The sequence below is a fragment of the Streptomyces sp. NPDC046349 genome (assembly GCF_055587885.1).
On record NZ_JBVJFK010000003.1, the window covers coordinates 203,313 to 222,413 of the forward strand.

Sequence of the window (19,101 nt, forward strand, 5' to 3'; positions counted from 1 at the left end):
GGGTTCAGCTCGTGAGGGACGCCTCCGCGGCCGCCTTGATGCGGCGGCCGAAGTCGGGGGCGTCCTTGCGTGCCGCACTCGCCGCGATGCCCACGAGCAGCTTGCCGAGGCCGTGGCCGTCGAGCTTGTTGAAGATCCGGACCCGGGTGCGTCCGCCGGGGAGGGGAACGAGGTCGTAGCCGCCCTCCGCGGTGACCAGGTTGCGGCTCTGCTCGGCCCAGCGGATCAGGTGCGGCGGGTCGAAGCCGACGATGCGGAACTCGCGGGCGGTCTTCATCCCGGCGTCCTTCACCGTGCTGCGGAAGACGGTGCCGAACGCGGTGGGGCCGTCGGGAACCTTGGTGATCTGCTGGAGGCGGGGACTGAAGTCAGGGTCGTTACGTCCGTCGGCGAGGTAGGCGAAGACCTGCTCGACCGGCCGGTCGATCTCGATGCTCGCCTCGAACTGTCCGGACATGTCCGCTCCTCGGTGCGACTACCCGAGCCATGCTCCCAGACCCGTGGCCGACGCGCGCGCCGGATCCCGCCCCGCGGGGACCTCTCCTCCGGTGCGTGCCCGGCCGCGGCCGCACGCTCGTCCTGGCCCGTCGTGACGCCCAGCCTCCATGCCGCGCGAAGGGCAGGCCGCCGCCTCGGGCACCCCGTCGGTCGGGCCGGCGTACCCGGGCAAGGAGCGCACGGCCGCGGTCAGCCGAGCAGGGCGTAGACCGTGGAGGCGGTGGCGGCCGGTTCGGCGGCGCCCTCGGGGGTCAGTGTGATGTCGGCGAAGGCCATGCGCTTGCCGAGCTTGGTGACCCGTACGTGGATCAGCACGTCGGCGTCGATCACCGGACGCTGGAAGCTCGTGGACTGCTGGACGGTGGTCATCGGCCCGTACCCGCCGCGCGCGGCGGAGATCGCGATGACGGTGGCGGTGTCTGCGGCGGCCATCATGGCCTGCCCGCAGAGGCCGCCGCCGTCGCGCGCGAGGTCGGCGGACCACGGCAGCCGCAGGACGGCGTGCCGCTCGCCGGTCTCCTGGACGGTCAGTCCGAGGGCGAGCACCCAGGGGGCGAAGTTGTCGCTGAGAATCTTGTCTGCGTCTGCGGGGGAGAACGTCACCGGGAGATTGTGGCGGTCCGATCGGACCGCCACAATCCCCTTTCGGTCAGAGCTTCGCGGCCAGTTCGGTGCCCTGGCGGATGGCCCGCTTGGCGTCGAGTTCGGCCGCCACGTCGGCGCCGCCGATCAGGTGCGCCTCGACACCGGCCGCGCGCAGGGCCTCGTACAGGTCGCGGCGCGGCTCCTGGCCGGTGCACAGGACGACCGTGTCGGCGGGTACGAGGCGCTGCTCGCCGCCGACCGTGATGTGCAGGCCCTCGTGGTCGATGCGGTCGTACGAGGCGCCGGCGACGGAGACGACACCGCGGTGCTTGAGCTCGGCGCGGTGGATCCAGCCGGTGGTGGTGCCGAGGCCGGCGCCGACCTTGGTGGCCTTGCGCTGGAGGAGGTGGACCCGGCGCGGCGGCGCAGGCCGCTCGGGGGCGGTGAGCCCGCCGGGTCCGGCGTACGCGGTGTCCACGCCCCAGTGGCGGAAGTAGACGTCCGGGTCCTGCGAGGCACCCTCGCCGCTGTCGGTGAGGTACTCGGCGACGTCGAAGCCGATGCCGCCGGCGCCGACGACGGCGACGCGCTCGCCGACGGGGGCGCCGTCGCGCAGCACGTCGAGGTAGCTGACGACGTTGGCGTGGTCCACGCCGTCGATGTCCGGGGTGCGGGGGGTGACGCCGGTGGCGACGACGACCTCGTCGTAGCCCTGGAGGGTCTCCACGTCGGCCCGGGTGTCCAGCCGGACGTCGATGTCGTGGGCGGCGAGCTGGGTGCCGAAGTAGCGGATGGTCTCCTCGAACTCCTCCTTGCCCGGGATGCGGCGGGCGATGTCGAGCTGGCCGCCGATGTGGCCGGAGGCCTCGAAGAGGGTGACGGCGTGGCCGCGTTCGGCGGCGGAGACCGCGCAGGCGAGGCCGGCGGGGCCGGCGCCGACGACCGCGACGCGCTTCTTCAGCTTGGTGGGCGAGAGCACGAGCTCGGTCTCGTGGCAGGCGCGGGGGTTGACCAGGCAGGTGGTGATCTTGCCACTGAAGGTGTGGTCGAGGCAGGCCTGGTTGCAGCCGATGCAGGTGTTGATGGTCTCGGGCCGGCCGGCCGCCGCCTTGGCGACGAAGTCGGCGTCGGCCAGGAAGGGGCGGGCCAGGGAGACGAGGTCGGCGCGGCCGTCGGCGAGCAGTTCCTCGGCGATCTCGGGGGTGTTGATGCGGTTGCTGGTGACGAGCGGGACGGAGACCGCACCCATCAGCCGCTTGGTGACCCAGGTGTACGCGCCGCGGGGGACGGAGGTGGCGATGGTGGGGATGCGGGCCTCGTGCCAGCCGATGCCGGTGTTGATGATGGTGGCGCCGGCCGCCTCGATCTCCTTGGCCAGGTGGACCACCTCGTCGAGGGTGGAGCCGCCGGGGATGAGGTCGAGCATGGAGAGGCGGTAGACGAGGATGAAGTCCTCGCCGACGGCCTGGCGGGTGCGGCGGACGATCTCCAGCGGGAAGCGGACGCGGTTCTCGTAGGCGCCGCCCCAGCGGTCGGTGCGCCTGTTGGTCGCGGCGGCGATGAACTCGTTGATCAGGTAGCCCTCGGAGCCCATGATCTCCACGCCGTCGTAGCCGGCGAGCTTGGCGAGGCGCGCGGCGCGGACGAAGTCCTCGACCGTGCGCTCCACCTCGGTGTCGGAGAGCTCGTTCGGGACGAAGGGGCTGATGGGGGCCTGGATGGCGCTGGGCGCCACCAGGTCCTTGTGGTAGGCGTAGCGGCCGAAGTGGAGGATCTGCATCGCGATCTTCCCGCCCTCGGCGTGCACGGCGTCGGTGATCACGCGGTGCTCGGCGGCCTCCTCCTCGGTGGTGAGGCGGGAGCCGCCCTCGAACGGGCGGCCGGCGTCGTTGGGGGCTATGCCGCCGGTGACGATGAGGCCGGCGCCGCCGCGGGCGCGCTCGGCGTAGAAGGCGGCGAGGCGCTCGAAGCCCCCCTCGTGCTCCTCGAGGCCGGTGTGCATCGACCCCATGATCACGCGGTTCGGCAGGGTGGTGAAACCGAGGTCCAGGGGGCTCAGCAGGTGCGGGTACCGGCTCTGGGAACTCTGCGGACTCATCGGGGTGTGCCTCCTCGCGCGGGGTGATGAACCTGTTCTAGCGAGGGCGGAGGCTTTTTGCAACTAGGTGCATAAACTAGGGGTCGGCCTCTCCCCGGCGTTCCGGGCACTCGGCGGCCCCCCTGTGGCGGAGTTCACGCTGTCCGCGCCGCGGCCCGGTGACCGGTATCGTCGCCGGGTGATCGAACAGCACCTCCTGGCGGTGAACGGCATACGGCTGTCCTGCGAGGTGTCCGGCCCGGCGGACGGCGAACCACTGATCCTGCTGCCTGCCCCGGACGACGCAGGTGACGCGTCAGGCGCAGGGTGAGGGCGATGCGGCCCTCGGTGGCGAGGAGGGGGTGGCAGGCGGTGAAGATCAGGCGCAGCAGGTCGTCGTCGATGTCGTCGGGTCCGGCCGGTTCGGCCGGCGGCGGCTCGTCCTCCAGGGTGCGGCCGACCTCGGCGAGCTTGCGCGCGTACGTCTCCTTGCGGCGGACCAGGTCGATCGCGCGGTGTCTGGCCGTCGCCATGAGCCAGGCGCCCGGTCGGTCCGGGACACCCGCCTGCGGCCATTGCTCCAGTGCGGTGACGAGGGCGTCCTGGGCGATCTCCTCGGCGATGCCGACGTCCCGCACGATGCGGGTGACGCCGGCGATGATCCGCGCCGACTCGATCCTGAACACCGCTTCGACCGCCTGGGCCGTATCCACTGCCGTCACGGCCACTCATCAGAGCAGCCGTGACGCGGCAGGGCAAACGCGGCACGGGCGGGCGGGATCACCCCTCCCGGATGCGGTCCGCCGGATCACATTTCCTGGATCTCCCGGACCTCTGCGCTGACGTTCCATTCCGCCGGGTGGATCTCCAGGAACCGCCGGGTCCACTCGATGGCCTCGGCCTTGTCCTTGCACTGGCTGAGGGAGTAGCCGCCCACGACCTCCTTGGTCTCGGTGAAGGGGCCGTCGGTGTAGCTGATCTTCCCGCCGGACCAGCTGAGACGGGTCGCCTCGGAGGTGGGGAGCAGGCCCGCGGTGTCGAGCATGACGCCGGCCTTGGTGATCTCCTCGAGCAGGGCACCCATGCGCTGCTCGAACTCCGGCGGGAATTCGTTGGGGGGAAGTTCCTGCTCGTTGATGCGGATCATCGTCAGGAAGCGCGGCATGGTGACTCCTCGGTCGCGGGGGCGGGGTCCTTCCCCGCCTCTCACCCTTGCGTCGAACGGGAGGCGCCCGGATCGACAGCTCTCCGGAAATCTTTCGAGGAATCTTTTGCGGCGGCCACCGGGGCTCCGCCGACTGCCCGGCGGCGCCGGTGGCCGGCAGGTCAGGGGCGGCTCAGCGGCTGTCGCCGGTCCAGTCCCAGTGGCCCGGGTCTCCCGCGCGGCGCCGGTAGTGGGCGCGGCCGCCCGCCCCGTAGCGCCCTATCTCGGTGGGGAGGCGGGCCTCCTCGTCGAGCTGGGGCGCGCTCCAGCCCGTGATGTCCAGGAGGAGCCCGTCGAGCGGGCCGCCGACGAGTTCGCCGTAGACGTGGCCGGGGCGCGGGCCGGGGTCGGGGTCCTCGTGGTCGGCGCCGTAGACCCGGCGCCGGAGCATCCTGTCGTCCATGCAGATCAGCTTCACAGGCGGCACTGACAACGGCCCGGCGGCCGTCCGCCCGGGCGGCGGCGATGATGGAGTCGCGCGTCCCGGCGGAGGGGCGCACGAGCGAGGAGCGACACGCATGGCGCATGGGGTGCACCGGCCGCAGGAGGACGAGGAGTTCGACTTCGTCCTGTCGATGGCGAGGGGTCCCGTCCTCGCCTACTTCTGCGGCACCTGGCCCAAGGCGCTGGAGGCCTGCCGTGCGATGGACGCGGTCGTCGGCGAGCTGGTGCGGGAGTACGGGACGCGTGTGACGGCGGTGCGCACCGACATGACGCGCTGTCCCGGGCCGACGAAGCGCTACGGCGTGACCGGCGCCCCGACCGTCGTGCTGATCGAGGAGGGCGAGGCGGTCGCGAGGCAGGCGGGCCCGATGGGTGTCGAGGAGTTCCGGGCGTTCCTGGACGCCCACCTCTGACTGCGGGCCCGACCGGCTCAGAGCAGGGCGACAGCGCGGCGCTCCAGGGACAGCGACTGCTCCACGAGGGTGGCGAACTCGTCGAAGAGGGCGCGTCGCGCGGCTGTGTCCGGGTCCTGGCCGGCGGTGCGGGCCAGTTCCGCGAGCCGGGACCAGTGCCCGGCCGACTCGCGGAACAGGGCGGCCGCGCCGGGCCGTCCGACGAGGTCGAGGAAGTCGGCGTAGAGCGGCCGCGTGGCGCCGGGGGCGGTCCACTCCCGCTCCAGGCAGGCGTCCAGTCGGCGGGTCCCCGCGAGGAAGGCCTCCGGGGCCGCGAAGCGGCGCTCCCAGCCGGCTTTGGTGCGGGTGTCGCGCAGTTGCGCGGCGAGCTTCTCCATGCCCGAGAAGCCGAAGTTCACGTCGAACCGGTTGCCGAGCACGGGCCCGGTGAGGCGGGCGGCCGTGGCGGCGAGGGCACCTTCGACGTCGGGGTCCCCGGTGGCCGGGCCGGTGGGCACGATCATCTCGTGGCGGCCCTTGCGGTGCCCGGACCAGGCTGCGCCGAACTCCTCCCGGGGGATCCGATGGGGCGTCCGGGCCGCGTCCTCGACGTAGAGGGTGTCGCCGTCGTAGCCGGCGATGACCACGGTGTACGGATCGGCTCCGGCCATCTCGTCCCCCGTCCCGTGCCACGGGAGCCCGGACCGGTCGACGGTGCAGAACACGGGACGCCCGGCGTCGAGGGCTGCGTACACGCGGTCCCAGCGCGGCCCGGTGCTGTGGGTCACGTCGTAGGGGACGCGGAGCCGGTCGAGGGCGGAGCGGACCCAGGGCGCGGGGTGCGCCTGGGCGACGATCGTGAGCCGGGGCGGGCGGCCGGTGTACTCGAACACGAAGTACATGAAGCCGATGCCGCCTGCGAGGCCGGCCACGAGCGCCTCGTCGTGCGTGCCGCCGAGGGCGTGCCGGACCAGGGAGCTCTCGCGGTGCCGCCCGGTGCCGAATTCCTCGTACAGGAGCATGCGAGCAGCGTAGCCGCGGGGCGGACAGGCCACTTCCTGTACAGTTGTCCAGGAAATCTGACCCCACCCGTTCCTTCTCCCGAGAAGTGGAGGCGGCCATGCAGACGGTCGCTCGGCTCCTGATCGGCCTCGTGGCCGCGCTGCACGTGTACTTCCTGATCCTGGAGATGTTCCTCTGGCAGCGGCCGCCGGGGCGGGCGCTGCACGGCTTCGACGCGGACACCGCCCGGCTGACGGCGCCGCTCGCCGCCAACCAGGGCCTGTACAACGGATTCCTCGCCGCCGGCCTGGTGTGGGGGCTGGTCGTCGACTCGCTCGCCACGCAGGTGTTCTTCCTCGTCTGCGTGATCGCGGCCGGCGTGTTCGGGGCGGCGACCGCCAACCGGCGGATCCTCTTCGTCCAGGCCGTTCCGGGCGCCCTCGCGCTCGGCGCCGCGCTGTGGGCCGCATGAGCCCGGAGGATCCGCGTACGGCCCGGACGAAGGGGCGGCTGCGGGAGTGCCTGCTGGCCGAATGCGCCGGCCGGACGCTGGCGGAGGTCAGCGTCTCGGCAGTGGTCCGCCGGGCCGGCGTCGGGCGGGCCACTTTCTACCTGCACTACGAGGATCTCACCGCGCTCGCCGTCGACGCGTGCGCGGACGTCGTGCACGCGGCGGTCGACGCGCTGCACGCCTGGCAGACCGACCCCTCGGCGCTGCCCCCGGTGAGGCCTCCGGCGGCACTGGCGGAATTCCTGACGGGGGCGGCGGCCCGGGCGCCGCTCTACCGCACCCTGCTCCTCCCGGGCGGCGGCGGGCCCCTCGGCGACCGACTGCACCGGGAGCTGCGCGCCCGCGCCCGCGCCGAGCGCGCGGCGGTGGGCGCCCCCCGGCCCGAACTCGTCGCCTCGGCGGTCGCCGCCGCCTTCACCGGGGTCCTCGCGGACTGGCTGCACGGAGAGATCCCGGCGGATCCGACCGCTCTCGCGGATCACCTGTGGCCGCTGCTCCTGGCGCTGCACCGGGCCGCCACGGCCTGAGCCGGGTACGGGACGCCGAAAGCCCCGCCGGCGGACCGGCGGGGCTTCGTTCACGGCACGCGGCTCGTGGTGGCGACTACCCGATGGGGACCACGTTCTCGGCCTGGGGGCCCTTCGGCCCCTGGGTGACGGTGTAGTCGACCCGCGCGTTCTCCTCCAGCGACTTGAACCCCTGGGTCTGGATCGCGGAGAAGTGCACGAACACATCAGGACCGCCGTCGTCCTGCTGGATGAAGCCGAACCCCTTCTCCGAGTTGAACCACTTCACGACACCTGTTGCCATCTTGCTGATCCTTCACAATGGTCCACTGCGGGCCGCACACGCGGCCGTCTCGATCCTGCCCAACAGTCCCTCGGACCACACGCCGGACGCGGCCAACCGGGGCGCGTCGCGCATTCGAACTTGCGGTCGACTTGTCGGTGGTACGAGGGACCGGGCCCGCCCCGCACGGGCTCACACGCCCTCCCCGGCGGCCGGCAGCGGCGCCGTGGACCGGGGCCGGGCCGCCCCGAGCGCCCGGCGGGGACCGCCGGCCCGGCAGCCCAGGCAGTCGGCGTGACCGGTGCGGGCCGCGGCGTCCCGGGTGCGCCAGCCCCATTCGGCTTCCGGGCGGGGACCGCTGGGCTTGCCCCACCCGGCCAGGTGCAGCAGCCAGGTGACAGCCCCGGCCAGGACGACAACGGCGAGGCCGATCAGGATCCCGGACGGCCAGGCCGCGCAGACGGCGGCACCCGCTCCGGCGAATCCCAGCAGGGCCAGTGTGGTTCCGGTCCAGCCGGCCACCGTGTGGCCGAGATCGACGTGACCGTGCGCGCTCATGGTTCTCCCTGGTCGAAGGGGCGGCAGTAGGCTCAGGACGAAAAGAGATACTTACTTCGCGAGGTAAGTATCTCATCAACTAAGTAACTTAGATGCTAAGGAGTATCCGCGTGCAGGGCAAGCCCCGCCCCGCGGCCACCGCCGCGGAGGCGCTTTCACGCATGGACCGGTTCGTCGCCCTGGGCATCGTCGGCCAGCAGGAGGTGGCGCAGCGGCTCGGCCTCAACGTCACCGACCTGACCTGCCTCGGGCACATCCTGGGCGCCGGGGAGAACCCCCTCGCCGCCGGCGACCTGGCCGAGCTGGTGGACCTCACCACGGGCGCCGTGACCGGCGTGCTCAACCGCCTCGAGAAGGCCGGCTACGCCCGCCGCCGGCCCGACCCCGCCGACCGGCGCCGGGTGCGCGTCGTGGCCGAGCCCGCCGCGGCGGCCCGGGTCTTCGCCGTCTACCAGCCGTTCTACGACCGGCTCGGCGCGCTGTTCGCCGACTACACCCCGGACGAGACCGCCGTGATCGCCGACTTCTTCGAGCGCGCCGCGGCCGAGGTCCGCGCCCACTGCGCCGAGGTCCGCTCGGGCGGGGTGGACGCCCCTGAGGCCCGGTCCCCCGCTGGTACCATGGGCGGTTGACCATCTCCTTTCCTTCTTCTCCCGCTGCTTCGAAAGGTCCTGCATGAGGAACCCGTCAGCTCATGGCCGCTTCGGTGTGAAGGGCGGTGCCAAGGCCGGTTCCAGGACCGCCGCCAAGGCCCCCCGGAGCATCGGGCCGCAGGGTGAGTTCGCGATGCCCGAGCCGAAGTCGCCGGCGCTGGCGCCGGTGGAGTCGTTCTCCGAGCTCGACCTGCCCGTGGAGCTGGTGGAGACCATGGCCGCCCAGTCGGTGACCCAGCCGTTCCCGATCCAGGCCGCCACCCTGCCGAACGCCCTCGCAGGGCGTGACGTCCTCGGACGCGGCCGGACCGGCTCCGGCAAGACCCTGGCCTTCGGCCTGGCCCTGCTGGCGCGCACGGCGGGATGCCAGGCCGATCCGAAGCGCCCGCTGGCGCTGGTCCTCGTCCCGACGCGCGAGCTGGCGCAGCAGGTGACCGAGGCGCTGGAGCCGTATGCCGCGGCCCTGCGGCTGCGGATGGCCACCGTGGTCGGCGGCCTGTCCATCGGCCGGCAGGTGAGCGCCCTGCGGACCGGCGCCGAGGTCGTCGTGGCCACCCCGGGCCGGCTCAGCGACCTGGTCGGGCGGCGCGACGTGCACCTGGAGCGGGTACGCGTCACCGTGCTCGACGAGGCCGACCAGATGTGCGACATGGGCTTCATGCCGCAGGTCACGGAGATCCTGGACCAGGTCCACCACGCGGGCCAGAAGATGCTCTTCTCCGCGACCCTGGACCGCAATGTCGACCAGCTGGTGCGCAGGTACCTGAAGGACCCCGTGTCGTCGTCGGTGGACCCGCAGGCGGGCGCCGTGACGACGATGGACCACCACGTCCTGCACATCCACGCGGCCGACAAGGTCTCGGCGGCGACCGAGATCGCGGCCCGCGACAACCGGGTGCTGATGTTCCTCGACACCAAGCACGGCGTCGACCAGTTCGTGAAGCACCTGCGCGCGATGGGCGTACGGGCGGAGGGGTTGCACAGCGGCAAGTCGCAGCCGCAGCGCACCCGCACCCTGGCCCAGTTCAAGTCCGGCGCCGTCACGGTGCTGGTCGCGACGAACGTCGCCGCACGCGGCATCCACATCGACGACCTCGACCTCGTCGTCAACGTCGATCCGCCGGCCGACCACAAGGACTACCTGCACCGCGGCGGCCGGACCGCCCGGGCCGGCGAGTCCGGCCGGGTCGTCACGCTCGTCACCCCCAACCAGCGCCGGGACATGGTGCGGCTGCTGTCCGACGCCCGGATCCGGCCGACGATCACGCAGGTCCGCTCCGGTGAGGCCGCGCTCAGCCGGATCACCGGCGCGAAGGCCCCGTCCGGCGTGCCGCTGTCCGGCTCGGCTCCGACCGACGCCCAGGGAAGGCCGTCGGGGACGGAGCTCGGTTTCCGCGGCATCGGCACGCGGCCGGGCCGGTCCGGAAAGGGCAAGGAGTCCCGCAAGACGCTGGAGGCCCGCCAGCAGGCCGAGGCACGCCGCGCCGCCCGGGTGCGCCGCGGCATCTGACCGCCTGCGGGCGGCCCGCGCGGTCAGTCCCGTTCGAAGGCGTGCGAGTGGCCGATGACGCGGAAGCCGCGCCGCTCGTACCAGTGGCGCGGCCAGTCCGCCGAGTCCGCGGTCAGGAAGCGGGTGTCGCAGCCCGCTTCCGCGGCCAGGCTCAGGGCAGTCGCCACGACGGCATCGGCGTGGCCGCGCCGGAAGTGCGCCTGCGAGGTCATCAGGTCCTCGATCTGCGCCATGCCGGCCGCGGGGTCGAGGTAGAGGTCGGCCCAGGAGGCGACCTCCCCTCCCTCGGCGCGGGAACCGATGAAGCGGACGTCGTCGGCCCCGCGCAGGCGGGCCTGGCGCCGGTCGACGAGATGCCGCACCACCTCGTCGTCGACGTCCGGGAGGATGCCGCGCCAGCGGGTGGTGAGCGGCCCCCGCAGTGCGTCGAGACCCACTTCCTGCGCGTCGGCGCGGGTCGGCACCGGTCCGGTGTGGAGCATGACGAGATACGTGGAGTGGGTGTAGCCGGCGCGTACCAGCGGTCCGGCGCACGCCCGCGCGGTCTCGTCGTCGAGGACGGAGACCAGGCGGTGCGGCAGGTGGCCCAGAGCCTCCTCCGCGAGGGCGGGCAGCGCCTCGGGGTCGACGACCCCGTCGACGACGACCTGGTTGTTGCCGCGGGAGTGCCGAAAGGCGTCGTCGTAGGCGGCGAACCCGCCGGGCACCGGGACGATACGGGCGGCCTGGCGGCGGGCGAAGGCCGCCATGAAGCCGTTGATCCTGGAGAGGCGCTCGCTGGTCACCCGGACAGCCTAGTTCCTGTCGACAGAGTGGCGGCCGGCCGGGCCCGCGGCGTCCGGCGCCGTGGATCGCAAGGCGGAGGGGCGCCGCGTGCCGCAATTACTCGGGAGCCCGACAACGCGGCGAGGGGCGGTACCGGACCGCAGGCCCGGCGGCACCTCCCAGCGGTGGTCGGAGAGGGACTTCGACGACAGGACCCGGGCCTGAGCCGCGGGCCTACGGCGGGAACACCCGGAATTCAGGCGACCGTACCGCGGCGCAGGCGATCGGCGGCTGCGTTGCGGACGCGGCGGGTGCGGGCGGCGGCGGCCAGCAGCTCCAGCACTTCCCGGGATGCGGGCAGCCGGACCGCGGTGCGCTGGCACCAGTCGGACGCGTCCGTCAGATCGGCGGCGGACCAGGGCTCGCCCCGGGTGGCGGCCCTGAGCAGGCTCCACTCCCGCAGCCTCCGCTCGGGGAAGGCACGGCCGGCGAGCACGCCGGACATGGCCCGCGCCCAGTGGGTGAACCCGTCGTCGGCGAGCAGGCCCGCGGCCCGGCGGTCGAGATGGGTGACCACCGCCGCCTCGGCCATCATCCGGTCGGGATCGCCCAGTACGGCGGTCACGACCTCGGCCTCGGCCTCGGCGTTCCCGCCCGGCACCGCGGCCAGGGACTCCAGGTGGCGGGCGTAGCGCCAGTGCTCGGGGGGCGTGTCGGAGTCGGGAAGGCTCATCGGACGGCACCCTCGCGGACGCAGCCCGCCCGTCCGGCACCCGTGGTCGACCTCGTCCTGCCTCCGCCCGCCGGCACGGTCGCCGGCGTGCCTATGGCGGGTCGTCGCTGTTCCCTGCCTGTCCGCATGGCACCCATTCCACACGATCACCGCGGCGGGCCGGTGGCCAGGGTGCCTTACGGCGTTCTCAGGGCCCGGGAGCGTGCATCAGGGCCTCCGCGCCGACGGGCCGGTATCCGGCCGCCTGGAAGGCGCGGACGCTGCGCGCGTTGCCGGTGGCCTGCTGGGCCCAGACCGGGCGGCCGTCGGGTACGAGGTGGCGGGCGGACCTGGCCAGCTCCCTGCCGAGCCCGCGGTGCCGGGCGTTGTCGTCCACCTCGATCGCCGCCTCCCAGCGGCCCGCGACGCCGCGACCGAGGACAAGGACTCCCCCGTCGGCCGACCAGACCCGTACGTCATGTCGGCGGCGCAGGGCCCTGCGGACGCGCGGATGGCCGGGATCCGTCGTCTCGCGGAGCTCCATCGGCGGCCGGCCGGGCAGCGGGCCGGCGACGGTGAGCAGGTCGACGGTGTCGGTCCGGCGCCCGGTGCGGTCCAGGAGCGCGGCCAGGAAGCGCGGGTTCATGGTGGCGGCCAGCGGGTCGCAGTCCAGGGAGGCGAGGGTGGCGAGCACCCACTCCGGGTCCTCGTCGGTGAACACGACGGAGTGCGCGGTGAAGGCGAGGACGCCCGCGTCGCGGTGTTCCTGCGGCACCACGGTGGTGCGGCCGTCGGGCCGCGGGAACCTCCCGTCGGCCGCCGCGTCCAGGATCTCGGTCAGGGTCCGGCCCATGCCGTCAGACCTGCTCGAAGTGGAAGGACTTGATGAAGCAGTCGCGGGGCTGCCCGATCGCGAAGAAGACGCAGTCGACCAGCGACTGGGCGGTGAGGGGGTCCTTCGCCGTGCGCGGGGCTCCCTCCCAGGCTTGCGAGAGCGGGTCGTGGTTGTCGAAGTCCGGCGGGTAGAGCGAGATCACGCGGACGCCCCGGTCGCGCAGCCGGCGGGAGAGGATCTCGGTGAAGCCGGCCTGGGCGCTCTTGGCGGCGTAGAAGGCGTCGTGGGCTTCGGAGCGGTGGTGGCCGGCCTCTCCGCAGCCGGAGACCATCGTGACGATGTCCGGCCGGGCCGACTTCAGCAGCAGCGGGAGGAACGCCTTGGTGGCCAGTACGGTGCCGGTGGCACCGGAGGCGAGGGTGTCGACGACGTCCTCGTCGGAGGCGGACAGCAGGTCGGTGCCGTGCTGGTAGCGGGAGCCGTTGTTGACGAGTACGTCGACGCGGTCCGTGCGCGCGGCGACCGCGGCGGCGAACTCCCGTACGGAGGCGGGGTCGGTGAGGTCGCAGGCGTAGGCCTGGACGCGGTCGGCGTCGTGGCCCTGTGCCGTGATCTCGTCGCGGACGCGTTCGGCGGCTTCGCGGGTGCGGGCGGAGAGGTGGACCTCGGCTCCCCGGCTCGCGAACCGGAGGGCGAGGGTACGGCCGAAGTCGCGGCCGGCGGCGGTGATGACGACGCGGTGGTGTTCGAGTGTCATGTCTGCGCTCCTGATTCGTGGTCGCTACACATGATCTCAGGTGCGGAGCAGGGCTGTTCAGGCGGGCGGACGGACCGGCGGGCCCGGCGGGCCGGCGATGCGCAGGACCCGGGCTCCGGCTCCGTACCCGAACTCGGTGGCGCCCCTGCCCTGTTCCGTGCGCTTCAGCCGTGTCCCGCCCCGGGGTCGGGGAGCGGCGCCCCGGTCTCCAGCAGGGTCTTGAGGCTCGAAGCGAGCATCGGCCAGGCCTGCCCGCACATGCCGATCAGGGTGCCGCCCGGCTCGAATCCCTCGTGGCGGATCGTCAGCCGCGCGAGCGTGTCGCCGACCGGCTCGATCTCGTACGTCACCTTCGTGCGCGGCTCCTTCGCCAGCTCGGACCGCAGCTCCTCGTCGATCCCGACGGTGGCGGCCCACTGCGGGCTGAAGGTGTGCCAGGTGTAGGACAGCAGGCGGTCCGGGACGCAGCCGAGGACCAGTTGCCCGGGGTCGCTGGTGCGGGCCCCCCGCTCGACCCAGGCCATCGCCGAGCCCACCGCCCAGTCGGTCTCGAAGCTCAGCCCCCAGTACCGGCGGGTGAGGGCGGGGTCGGTGAGGGCCTGCCAGACCCGGGACGGGTCGGCCTGGATGTAGAGGGTGTAGGTGATCGCGCTGTCGTCGCTCATGGCCCCATGCTGCGGGACCGCTGACCGCGGACGGGGGATTTCCCGATCACGGCGGTGGCGGACGGCTCCGCCGCCCGGTCACCAGCGCACGCCCTCCTCGGGGAGCTCCGCGAGCGCGGTGCGGGCGGGGTTGGGGAGGCCCAGCCGGGCGCGGGCCGCACGGACGGCGGCGAGCTCGTCCTCGCCGGCCGGCCCCCAGTCGCTGAGTTCGCGGACCTGTTCGGGGGTGGCCAGCAGCCGGGCGTACGCCGGGTCCGCGGTCGGCGGAAGGCCGGTGAGGCGGGCCGCGAGGCGGGCGTGCACGCCTCCCTCGCCGCACCGGTAGCCCAGCGGCGCGGAGCCCGCGGCGGCCGCGGCGGTCGGGGGCGGGAGGTGCGCGGCGCCGGTGGCCCGGGCGATCAGGAGCAGGACGCGGCCGTCGGGGGCGAACAGCCAGGCGGATTCGTCCCGTACGGGCAGCTGCGCGGGGACCGGGCCGCAGTGCCAGGCACCCCGCTGCGGGATCCGGCGGGCTCGGAGCACGCCGAGCCGGTCGAGGGCGGTCGGCGCGGTGGGGCGGCCGTCCTCCAGCAGGGCGGCGCCACAGCCGTTGATGCGGGCGCGCAGGGCGGACAGGGCGCGGCGGGCGTCGCCGGGGTCCATCAGGGCGGGCAGGTCGGCCGGCTCGGCGAAGTGGATGCCGGTGATCTCCCGCGGCGGGAGGCGGACGGCGTCGATCCGCTCCGGTGTCCAGGTCCCGCCGTCGTAGACGTGCAGGATCTCGCCGGGGAAGCGCATCTCCGGCGGGAAGCCGGGGGTGTCGGCCGGGATCCAGTCGACGGCCAGGCCGCGCGGGTAGCGGCCCTCGACGCCGAGCTCCTCGCGCAGCTCGCGGGCGGCCGCCGCGGACGGGGCCTCGCCCGCGTCGACCGCCCCGCCGGGGAGCATCCGGTCGGCGCGGTAGTCGACGCTCTGGACGAGGATCCGGCCGTCGGTGTCGGTGACGAGGACGACGGCCGCGGTCCAGACGGCGGCGCGGGAGGCGCCGTACTCCTGCGGGGTCATCCAGGTTCCCGCGTCGCACTCACGGTCGTCGCTCGCGCTGTGGTCGGTCAGCTGCGGCATCGGGACTCCGTTCACCTGGGTGGACCCGCCGCCTGTGCAACAGCGGGCGGGGCCCCCGGGTTACGGCGGGCCGCGGAGCCGGAAGCGGCAGACCCGCTCTGCCGCCCCACACCTTCTTATTACCCGGTTATGCCGTCGTTGGTACGGTGCGGGAGCGGACTGGCGGCGTGAACACCGCCGGTCCGACCAACTTCGGGGCGGAGCGGGAACGGCAGTGGCGGGGACAGCGGTGGGAACAGCGGCCGGGACGGGTGCCGGAGCGGGTGCCGGGAAGGGGGCGGAAGCGGGCGGGCGGGGCGGCTCCGGCCGGCTGGCCGGGGTCGACGCGGTGCGCGGCATAGCCGTCCTCGGCATGTTCGCCGTGCACGTCGGTCCCAGCCCGCAGCCCGAGGGCGCGGGGTACCTGCTCGTCGCGGCCGACGGGCGCGCCCCGGCGCTCTTCACCCTCCTCGCGGGCTTCTCCCTCGTCCTCGCGCAGCGCGGCACCGACCCGGCCCGGCGCCCCGAGGGCTGGGCGTCGCGGTGGCGTCCGCTGCTGATCCGCTGCGCCGTCCTGGCCCTACTCGGCCTGTACCTGGCCTCGTTGTGGCCGGGGATCCTCGTCATCCTCGCCTTCTTCGCCGTGTACTTCCTGGCGGCCGAGCCCTTCACGCGCCTCTCCACGCCGGTGCTGACCGCCGTCGCGGGTGCGTCGGTGGCGGTGGGGCCGCTGCTGTCGTTCCTGCTGGGGCCGCTGTTCGGGTACGGGTCCTCCGGGCGCGGCCTGGTTCCCGAGGCCGCGGACCTGACCAGCTGGCCGGGACTGGGCGCGGCGGTGTGCGAGCTGCTGCTCACCGGTGCCTATCCGCTGGCCACCTACTTCCCGTACGTCCTGGCCGGGATGGCCCTCGCCCGGCTGTGTGACGTGCGGGAGCGGGTGACGGCCCGGCGGATGGCGGTGTGGGGCACGGCGGCCGTGGTCGCCGGGTACGGGTCCGCCTGGCTGGCCACCCATGTGTTCGGCACCCGGCAGCGGCTGCTGGAGGCGATAGCGGTCCACCACCCGGAGGCGATGGCCGCCGCCGACCCCGTACGGGAGGTGCTGAGCGGCCAGTTCGGCGCCGTGCCGAGCACCTCGTGGGACTGGCTGCTGCTGGCCGACCCCTACAGCCAGACCCCGCCCGAGACCCTCGGCAACGCGGGGGTCGGCTGCGCCCTCATCGGCCTGTGCGCCCTGGCCGCGCGGCACGCCGTCGGCGTCCGCCTGCTGCGGCCGCTCACGGTGCTGGGGGCGATGGCGCTGAGCGCGTACGTCGCCCACGCACTGGTGCTGGCCGGCCCGGCCCACGGTGCCGCCTCCTGGTCGGCGTGGATCGCCTTCAGCGGCGCGGCCCTGGTCCTGACCTGGGTCTGGCAGCGGATCTGGGCCGACAGCCCGCTGCGCCGCGGCCCGGTGGAACACGCCCTGCGGCTGGCCACCCAGGTGGGCGGCCGAGCCTGAGGGCTGTCCCGTAGGAGCGCCGGCCGCCCCGGGGCGGGCGGGACTCCGGGGCCGGCCCGTTTCAGTCGTCGAGGCGGACGGGCATGAGGAGCGAGAAGGCGTCCTCGGTGTCCGTCCGCCGGACGGCCAGCGGCGCCGTGGGGGCGCCGGCCTCGACGATCAGCTCGTCCCGGGCCCCGGCGGCGAGGGCCTGCAGCAGGAAGGCGCGGTTGACGGCGACGCGGTCCGGTGTGCCGTGGCCTTCCTCGCAGACGGTCACCGCGCCGTCGGCGACCTCGAGCACGGTGAGGTCGAACAGCGGACCGTCCGGCTCGCGCAGCCCGCTCTCCCGGACGGGGCCGGTCTCCACCGCGTGGCGGAGGGCCGCGACGTCGACGAGGGCCCGGCGTCCGGCGGGCAGGCGCACGAGGCGGCGGTAGTCGGGGAAGTCGTGGTCGAGGCACCGGCCGGCCGCCTCGTGGGCCCCTGCCCGCAGGGCCACGCGGTCGGCGTCCACGGTCAGCAGGACGGGCGTGTCCTCACCCAGCAGGGCTCGCATGGCGTCCGTGAGCCGGGAGGGCACGAGCACCTGGACCCGGGGGCCGTCGTACCCGGCGGCCCCGGCCCGGGCGACGGCCATCCGGTACCGGTCGGTGGCCGCGAGCCGGAGCGCCCCGCCGTCGACGTCGAAGAGGACGCCGCCGAGCATCGGCAGCTCCGGGTCGGTGCCGGCGGCGAAACGCACCGAGTCCAGGGCCTCGGCCAACTCCGGTGCGCGGAGGGTGAGCCGGACGGTGGCGGTGCGGAGCGATGCCATGGGATTCTCCCTGCGTTCGAGTAGCGCTCGGACCGTGGAGAACTCGAAGCGCGCATCGGCCAGCCCCTGCTCGAGGCGGCGCAGGTGCGCCTGGAGGAGCCCCCGCACCAGGTCGGTGTCCGCACCGGACAGCCCCGCCAGTACCAGCCGGATGTCCGCCAACGGCATGCCGGCCCTGCGCAGCCGGGCCAGCACCCGGGCCTCGTCGCGTTGTTCGGGACCGTACCAGCGGTAGCCGGTGGCCGGATCCACCCGGGCCGGGACCAGCACGCCGGCGCCGTCGTAGAACCGGAGCGCGCTCACGCTCAGGCCGCTGTCCCCGGCCATCTCACCGATGCTGCGCATGTCGTTCTCCACACCCGGAACTCTGCGCCCTCCACCAGGTCGAGGGTCAAACGGCGGGTCCGCGGCGAAGGACGGGAGGCATCCGCACTTCCTGGGTCCGAGCCCCCCACCCCCGTGGGGGGACTCCGATCCGGACGGGACCTCCCGTACTCGTCTCCGGGTGCCGGGCACCCCGCGAGAACGATCACAACGCTAGGCCGGGGAGGCCGGGTCGACCCATGGCAGCAGACGTCAGCAAGGGGACCGAACGCGCCAAGGGGGGACCCGGCCCGCCGATTGGGGGACATCGGGACCCAAATGGCGGCGATGAGCTGGTATTTCGCGCTGGTCTATGCTCACCACCTGTGGTCTCGCATGCGCACCGGGGGACAACGTCCTCCGCCCTCACCCGCCTCAACGTCAATGCCGCACGTCTGCTCGGGATACCCCCGACCGGCTATGCGCACCTGCTGGGCATGGCACCCCAGCACCTCAACGACGACCTGTGCCGGCCCCCCGCCGTCACGAGCATCCGCATCGCGGAACTGGCGACCGTCCATGCTCCCTGGACCGAGGTGGCCCTGCTGCTGGCGCAGCAGTCGGGCATCGGGAGCCTCGGGGTCTGGGACTACCTGATCACCTCCGCGCCCACTCCGCTCGAAGGGATCCGGGACGCCGCGGCCTACCTCGCCACCGTCGTCGACACCAGCACGGACGACCTCCGGATCACCGAGGACGGGAACCGCGTGACCCTCAGCCACCTCAACCGGGCCGATCTGGCCCACGAGGCGGCCTGCGCCGTCCGCGCCTGTTCCCTCGGCCTGTACCTGCGCCGCCTGAGTGAGGCCGCGGGGCGCCCCCTCGTTCCCCTCCACGTGGCCCTGGCCGCCGAGGCACCCCGCCGGCACGACGCGCTGGTCGAGCTCTACGGCACCCGCACCATCGAGTTCGGGGCTCCGGTCAGCTCGATCACGTTCCGCGCCGCCGACCTGACCGCCCCGACGCCGCACGCCCAGCCCGGGCTGTCGGCCGTGCTCCGAAAGCACGCCGACCAGACCCTCGCCTCGGCCGTCCCGCTGCGCGACTGGCTGGACCTCTTCCGCAGCGCGCTCGCCTCCGTCCAGGACGACGCCGGCCCGGCCCTGGCCACCGTCGCGCGGCGCATGGCCGTCAGCCCGCGAACCCTCCAGCGCCGCCTCGACGAACACGGCACCACGTGGAGCGCCGAGGCCGAGGCCGTACGCCGGGACCACATCTCGCGGCTGCTCCACACCACCGACCTGAGCATCGACGCGATCGCGGCCCGCACCGGCTACGCCGACGCCCGCGCCCTGCGCCGGGCCGTCCAGCGCTGGTACGGCACCACACCCGCCGCGCTGCGCCGCGCCGGCCACCCGCACGGCGGCGCGCTGGAGGCCGCACCGTAGCGCCCGCGACCGG

At 73.9% G+C, this 19,101-nt stretch carries 22 protein-coding genes and 1 pseudogene; 7 read left to right on the plus strand and 16 right to left on the minus strand.

Annotated elements, in window-relative coordinates; translation table 11 throughout:
• Positions 1–4: 4 nt before the first annotated feature.
• The 6 genes and pseudogenes from ACZ6JS_RS08130 to ACZ6JS_RS08155 form a co-directional block, all read right to left on the minus strand.
• A complete protein-coding gene (locus ACZ6JS_RS08130; RefSeq protein WP_469296739.1) occupies positions 5–457 on the minus strand; it encodes an SRPBCC family protein in 453 nt (150 codons plus the stop codon).
• Between the two features lie 230 nt (positions 458–687).
• Entirely contained in the window at positions 688–1,101 is a 414-nt protein-coding gene (locus ACZ6JS_RS08135; protein ID WP_469296740.1) for a PaaI family thioesterase, read from the minus strand.
• 46 nt (positions 1,102–1,147) lie between these two features.
• Positions 1,148–3,181, minus strand: a complete 2,034-nt coding sequence (locus ACZ6JS_RS08140) for an oxidoreductase (protein ID WP_469296742.1) — start codon at positions 3,179–3,181, stop codon at positions 1,148–1,150.
• Positions 3,182–3,477: 296 nt separating this feature from the next.
• Positions 3,478–3,873, minus strand: a pseudogene (locus ACZ6JS_RS08145) (sigma factor); the annotation flags it as partial.
• Positions 3,874–3,968: 95 nt separating this feature from the next.
• A complete protein-coding gene (locus tag ACZ6JS_RS08150; protein WP_469296744.1) occupies positions 3,969–4,325 on the minus strand; it encodes a YciI family protein in 357 nt (118 codons plus the stop codon).
• A 172-nt stretch (positions 4,326–4,497) separates the two neighbouring features.
• Positions 4,498–4,767, minus strand: a complete 270-nt coding sequence (locus ACZ6JS_RS08155; protein ID WP_136228583.1) for a hypothetical protein — start codon at positions 4,765–4,767, stop codon at positions 4,498–4,500.
• A gap of 115 nt (positions 4,768–4,882) precedes the next feature.
• Here ACZ6JS_RS08155 and ACZ6JS_RS08160 point away from each other — a divergent pair, with 115 nt between their 5' ends.
• Positions 4,883–5,221: a thioredoxin family protein gene (locus tag ACZ6JS_RS08160; protein WP_469296745.1), complete on the plus strand. Its 339-nt coding sequence runs from the start codon at positions 4,883–4,885 to the stop codon at positions 5,219–5,221.
• Between the two features lie 17 nt (positions 5,222–5,238).
• On the opposite strand, the gene ACZ6JS_RS08165 is transcribed toward ACZ6JS_RS08160, so the two are convergent.
• Positions 5,239–6,222 (minus strand): BtrH N-terminal domain-containing protein, encoded by a 984-nt coding sequence (locus tag ACZ6JS_RS08165; protein ID WP_469296746.1) that lies wholly within the window; start codon positions 6,220–6,222, stop codon positions 5,239–5,241.
• Between the two features lie 98 nt (positions 6,223–6,320).
• Between ACZ6JS_RS08165 and ACZ6JS_RS08170 the strand changes: the two genes are divergently transcribed.
• Both ACZ6JS_RS08170 and ACZ6JS_RS08175 read left to right on the plus strand, forming a co-directional pair.
• Positions 6,321–6,674 (plus strand): DUF1304 domain-containing protein, encoded by a 354-nt coding sequence (locus tag ACZ6JS_RS08170; RefSeq protein ID WP_469296748.1) that lies wholly within the window; start codon positions 6,321–6,323, stop codon positions 6,672–6,674.
• Entirely contained in the window at positions 6,671–7,240 is a 570-nt protein-coding gene (locus ACZ6JS_RS08175; protein WP_469296750.1) for a TetR/AcrR family transcriptional regulator, read from the plus strand. Before ACZ6JS_RS08170 ends, ACZ6JS_RS08175 begins: the two co-directional genes overlap by 4 nt.
• Positions 7,241–7,316: 76 nt before the next feature.
• Here ACZ6JS_RS08175 and ACZ6JS_RS08180 read toward each other — a convergent pair whose 3' ends face one another.
• Positions 7,317–7,523 (minus strand): cold-shock protein, encoded by a 207-nt coding sequence (locus ACZ6JS_RS08180; RefSeq protein WP_030848526.1) that lies wholly within the window; start codon positions 7,521–7,523, stop codon positions 7,317–7,319.
• 171 nt (positions 7,524–7,694) lie between these two features.
• Positions 7,695–8,060, minus strand: a complete 366-nt coding sequence (locus tag ACZ6JS_RS08185; protein WP_469296752.1) for an HGxxPAAW family protein — start codon at positions 8,058–8,060, stop codon at positions 7,695–7,697.
• 110 nt (positions 8,061–8,170) lie between these two features.
• Here ACZ6JS_RS08185 and ACZ6JS_RS08190 point away from each other — a divergent pair, with 110 nt between their 5' ends.
• Positions 8,171–8,692, plus strand: a complete 522-nt coding sequence (locus ACZ6JS_RS08190) for a MarR family winged helix-turn-helix transcriptional regulator (protein ID WP_469296754.1) — start codon at positions 8,171–8,173, stop codon at positions 8,690–8,692.
• Between the two features lie 43 nt (positions 8,693–8,735).
• Entirely contained in the window at positions 8,736–10,223 is a 1,488-nt protein-coding gene (locus ACZ6JS_RS08195; RefSeq protein ID WP_469296756.1) for a DEAD/DEAH box helicase, read from the plus strand.
• Positions 10,224–10,246: 23 nt separating this feature from the next.
• Here the strand turns inward: ACZ6JS_RS08195 and ACZ6JS_RS08200 are convergent, their stop codons facing one another.
• The 6 genes from ACZ6JS_RS08200 to ACZ6JS_RS08225 form a co-directional block, all read right to left on the minus strand.
• A complete protein-coding gene (locus ACZ6JS_RS08200; RefSeq protein ID WP_469297157.1) occupies positions 10,247–10,972 on the minus strand; it encodes a GNAT family N-acetyltransferase in 726 nt (241 codons plus the stop codon).
• Positions 10,973–11,244: 272 nt separating this feature from the next.
• The gene (locus ACZ6JS_RS08205; protein WP_469296758.1) at positions 11,245–11,721 is read right to left on the minus strand and encodes a hypothetical protein; all 477 of its coding nucleotides are present in this window, start codon (positions 11,719–11,721) and stop codon (positions 11,245–11,247) included.
• A gap of 187 nt (positions 11,722–11,908) precedes the next feature.
• Positions 11,909–12,553 (minus strand): GNAT family protein, encoded by a 645-nt coding sequence (locus ACZ6JS_RS08210; RefSeq protein ID WP_469296760.1) that lies wholly within the window; start codon positions 12,551–12,553, stop codon positions 11,909–11,911.
• Between the two features lie 4 nt (positions 12,554–12,557).
• Entirely contained in the window at positions 12,558–13,292 is a 735-nt protein-coding gene (locus ACZ6JS_RS08215) for an SDR family oxidoreductase (protein ID WP_469296762.1), read from the minus strand.
• A 164-nt stretch (positions 13,293–13,456) separates the two neighbouring features.
• The gene (locus ACZ6JS_RS08220; RefSeq protein WP_469296764.1) at positions 13,457–13,957 is read right to left on the minus strand and encodes an SRPBCC domain-containing protein; all 501 of its coding nucleotides are present in this window, start codon (positions 13,955–13,957) and stop codon (positions 13,457–13,459) included.
• A 78-nt stretch (positions 13,958–14,035) separates the two neighbouring features.
• Positions 14,036–15,061 carry an NUDIX domain-containing protein gene (locus tag ACZ6JS_RS08225; protein ID WP_469296766.1) on the minus strand — a complete coding sequence of 342 codons (1,026 nt, stop codon included), beginning with the start codon at positions 15,059–15,061 and terminating at the stop codon, positions 14,036–14,038.
• A gap of 214 nt (positions 15,062–15,275) precedes the next feature.
• Here ACZ6JS_RS08225 and ACZ6JS_RS08230 point away from each other — a divergent pair, with 214 nt between their 5' ends.
• Entirely contained in the window at positions 15,276–16,541 is a 1,266-nt protein-coding gene (locus tag ACZ6JS_RS08230) for a DUF418 domain-containing protein (RefSeq protein WP_469296768.1), read from the plus strand.
• Between the two features lie 61 nt (positions 16,542–16,602).
• On the opposite strand, the gene ACZ6JS_RS08235 is transcribed toward ACZ6JS_RS08230, so the two are convergent.
• Entirely contained in the window at positions 16,603–17,682 is a 1,080-nt protein-coding gene (locus ACZ6JS_RS08235) for a DNA polymerase III subunit beta family protein (RefSeq protein WP_469296769.1), read from the minus strand.
• A gap of 344 nt (positions 17,683–18,026) precedes the next feature.
• On the opposite strand from ACZ6JS_RS08235, the gene ACZ6JS_RS08240 reads away from it, so the two are divergent.
• Positions 18,027–19,088, plus strand: a complete 1,062-nt coding sequence (locus ACZ6JS_RS08240; protein ID WP_469296772.1) for an AraC family transcriptional regulator — start codon at positions 18,027–18,029, stop codon at positions 19,086–19,088.
• Positions 19,089–19,101: the final 13 nt, after the last annotated feature.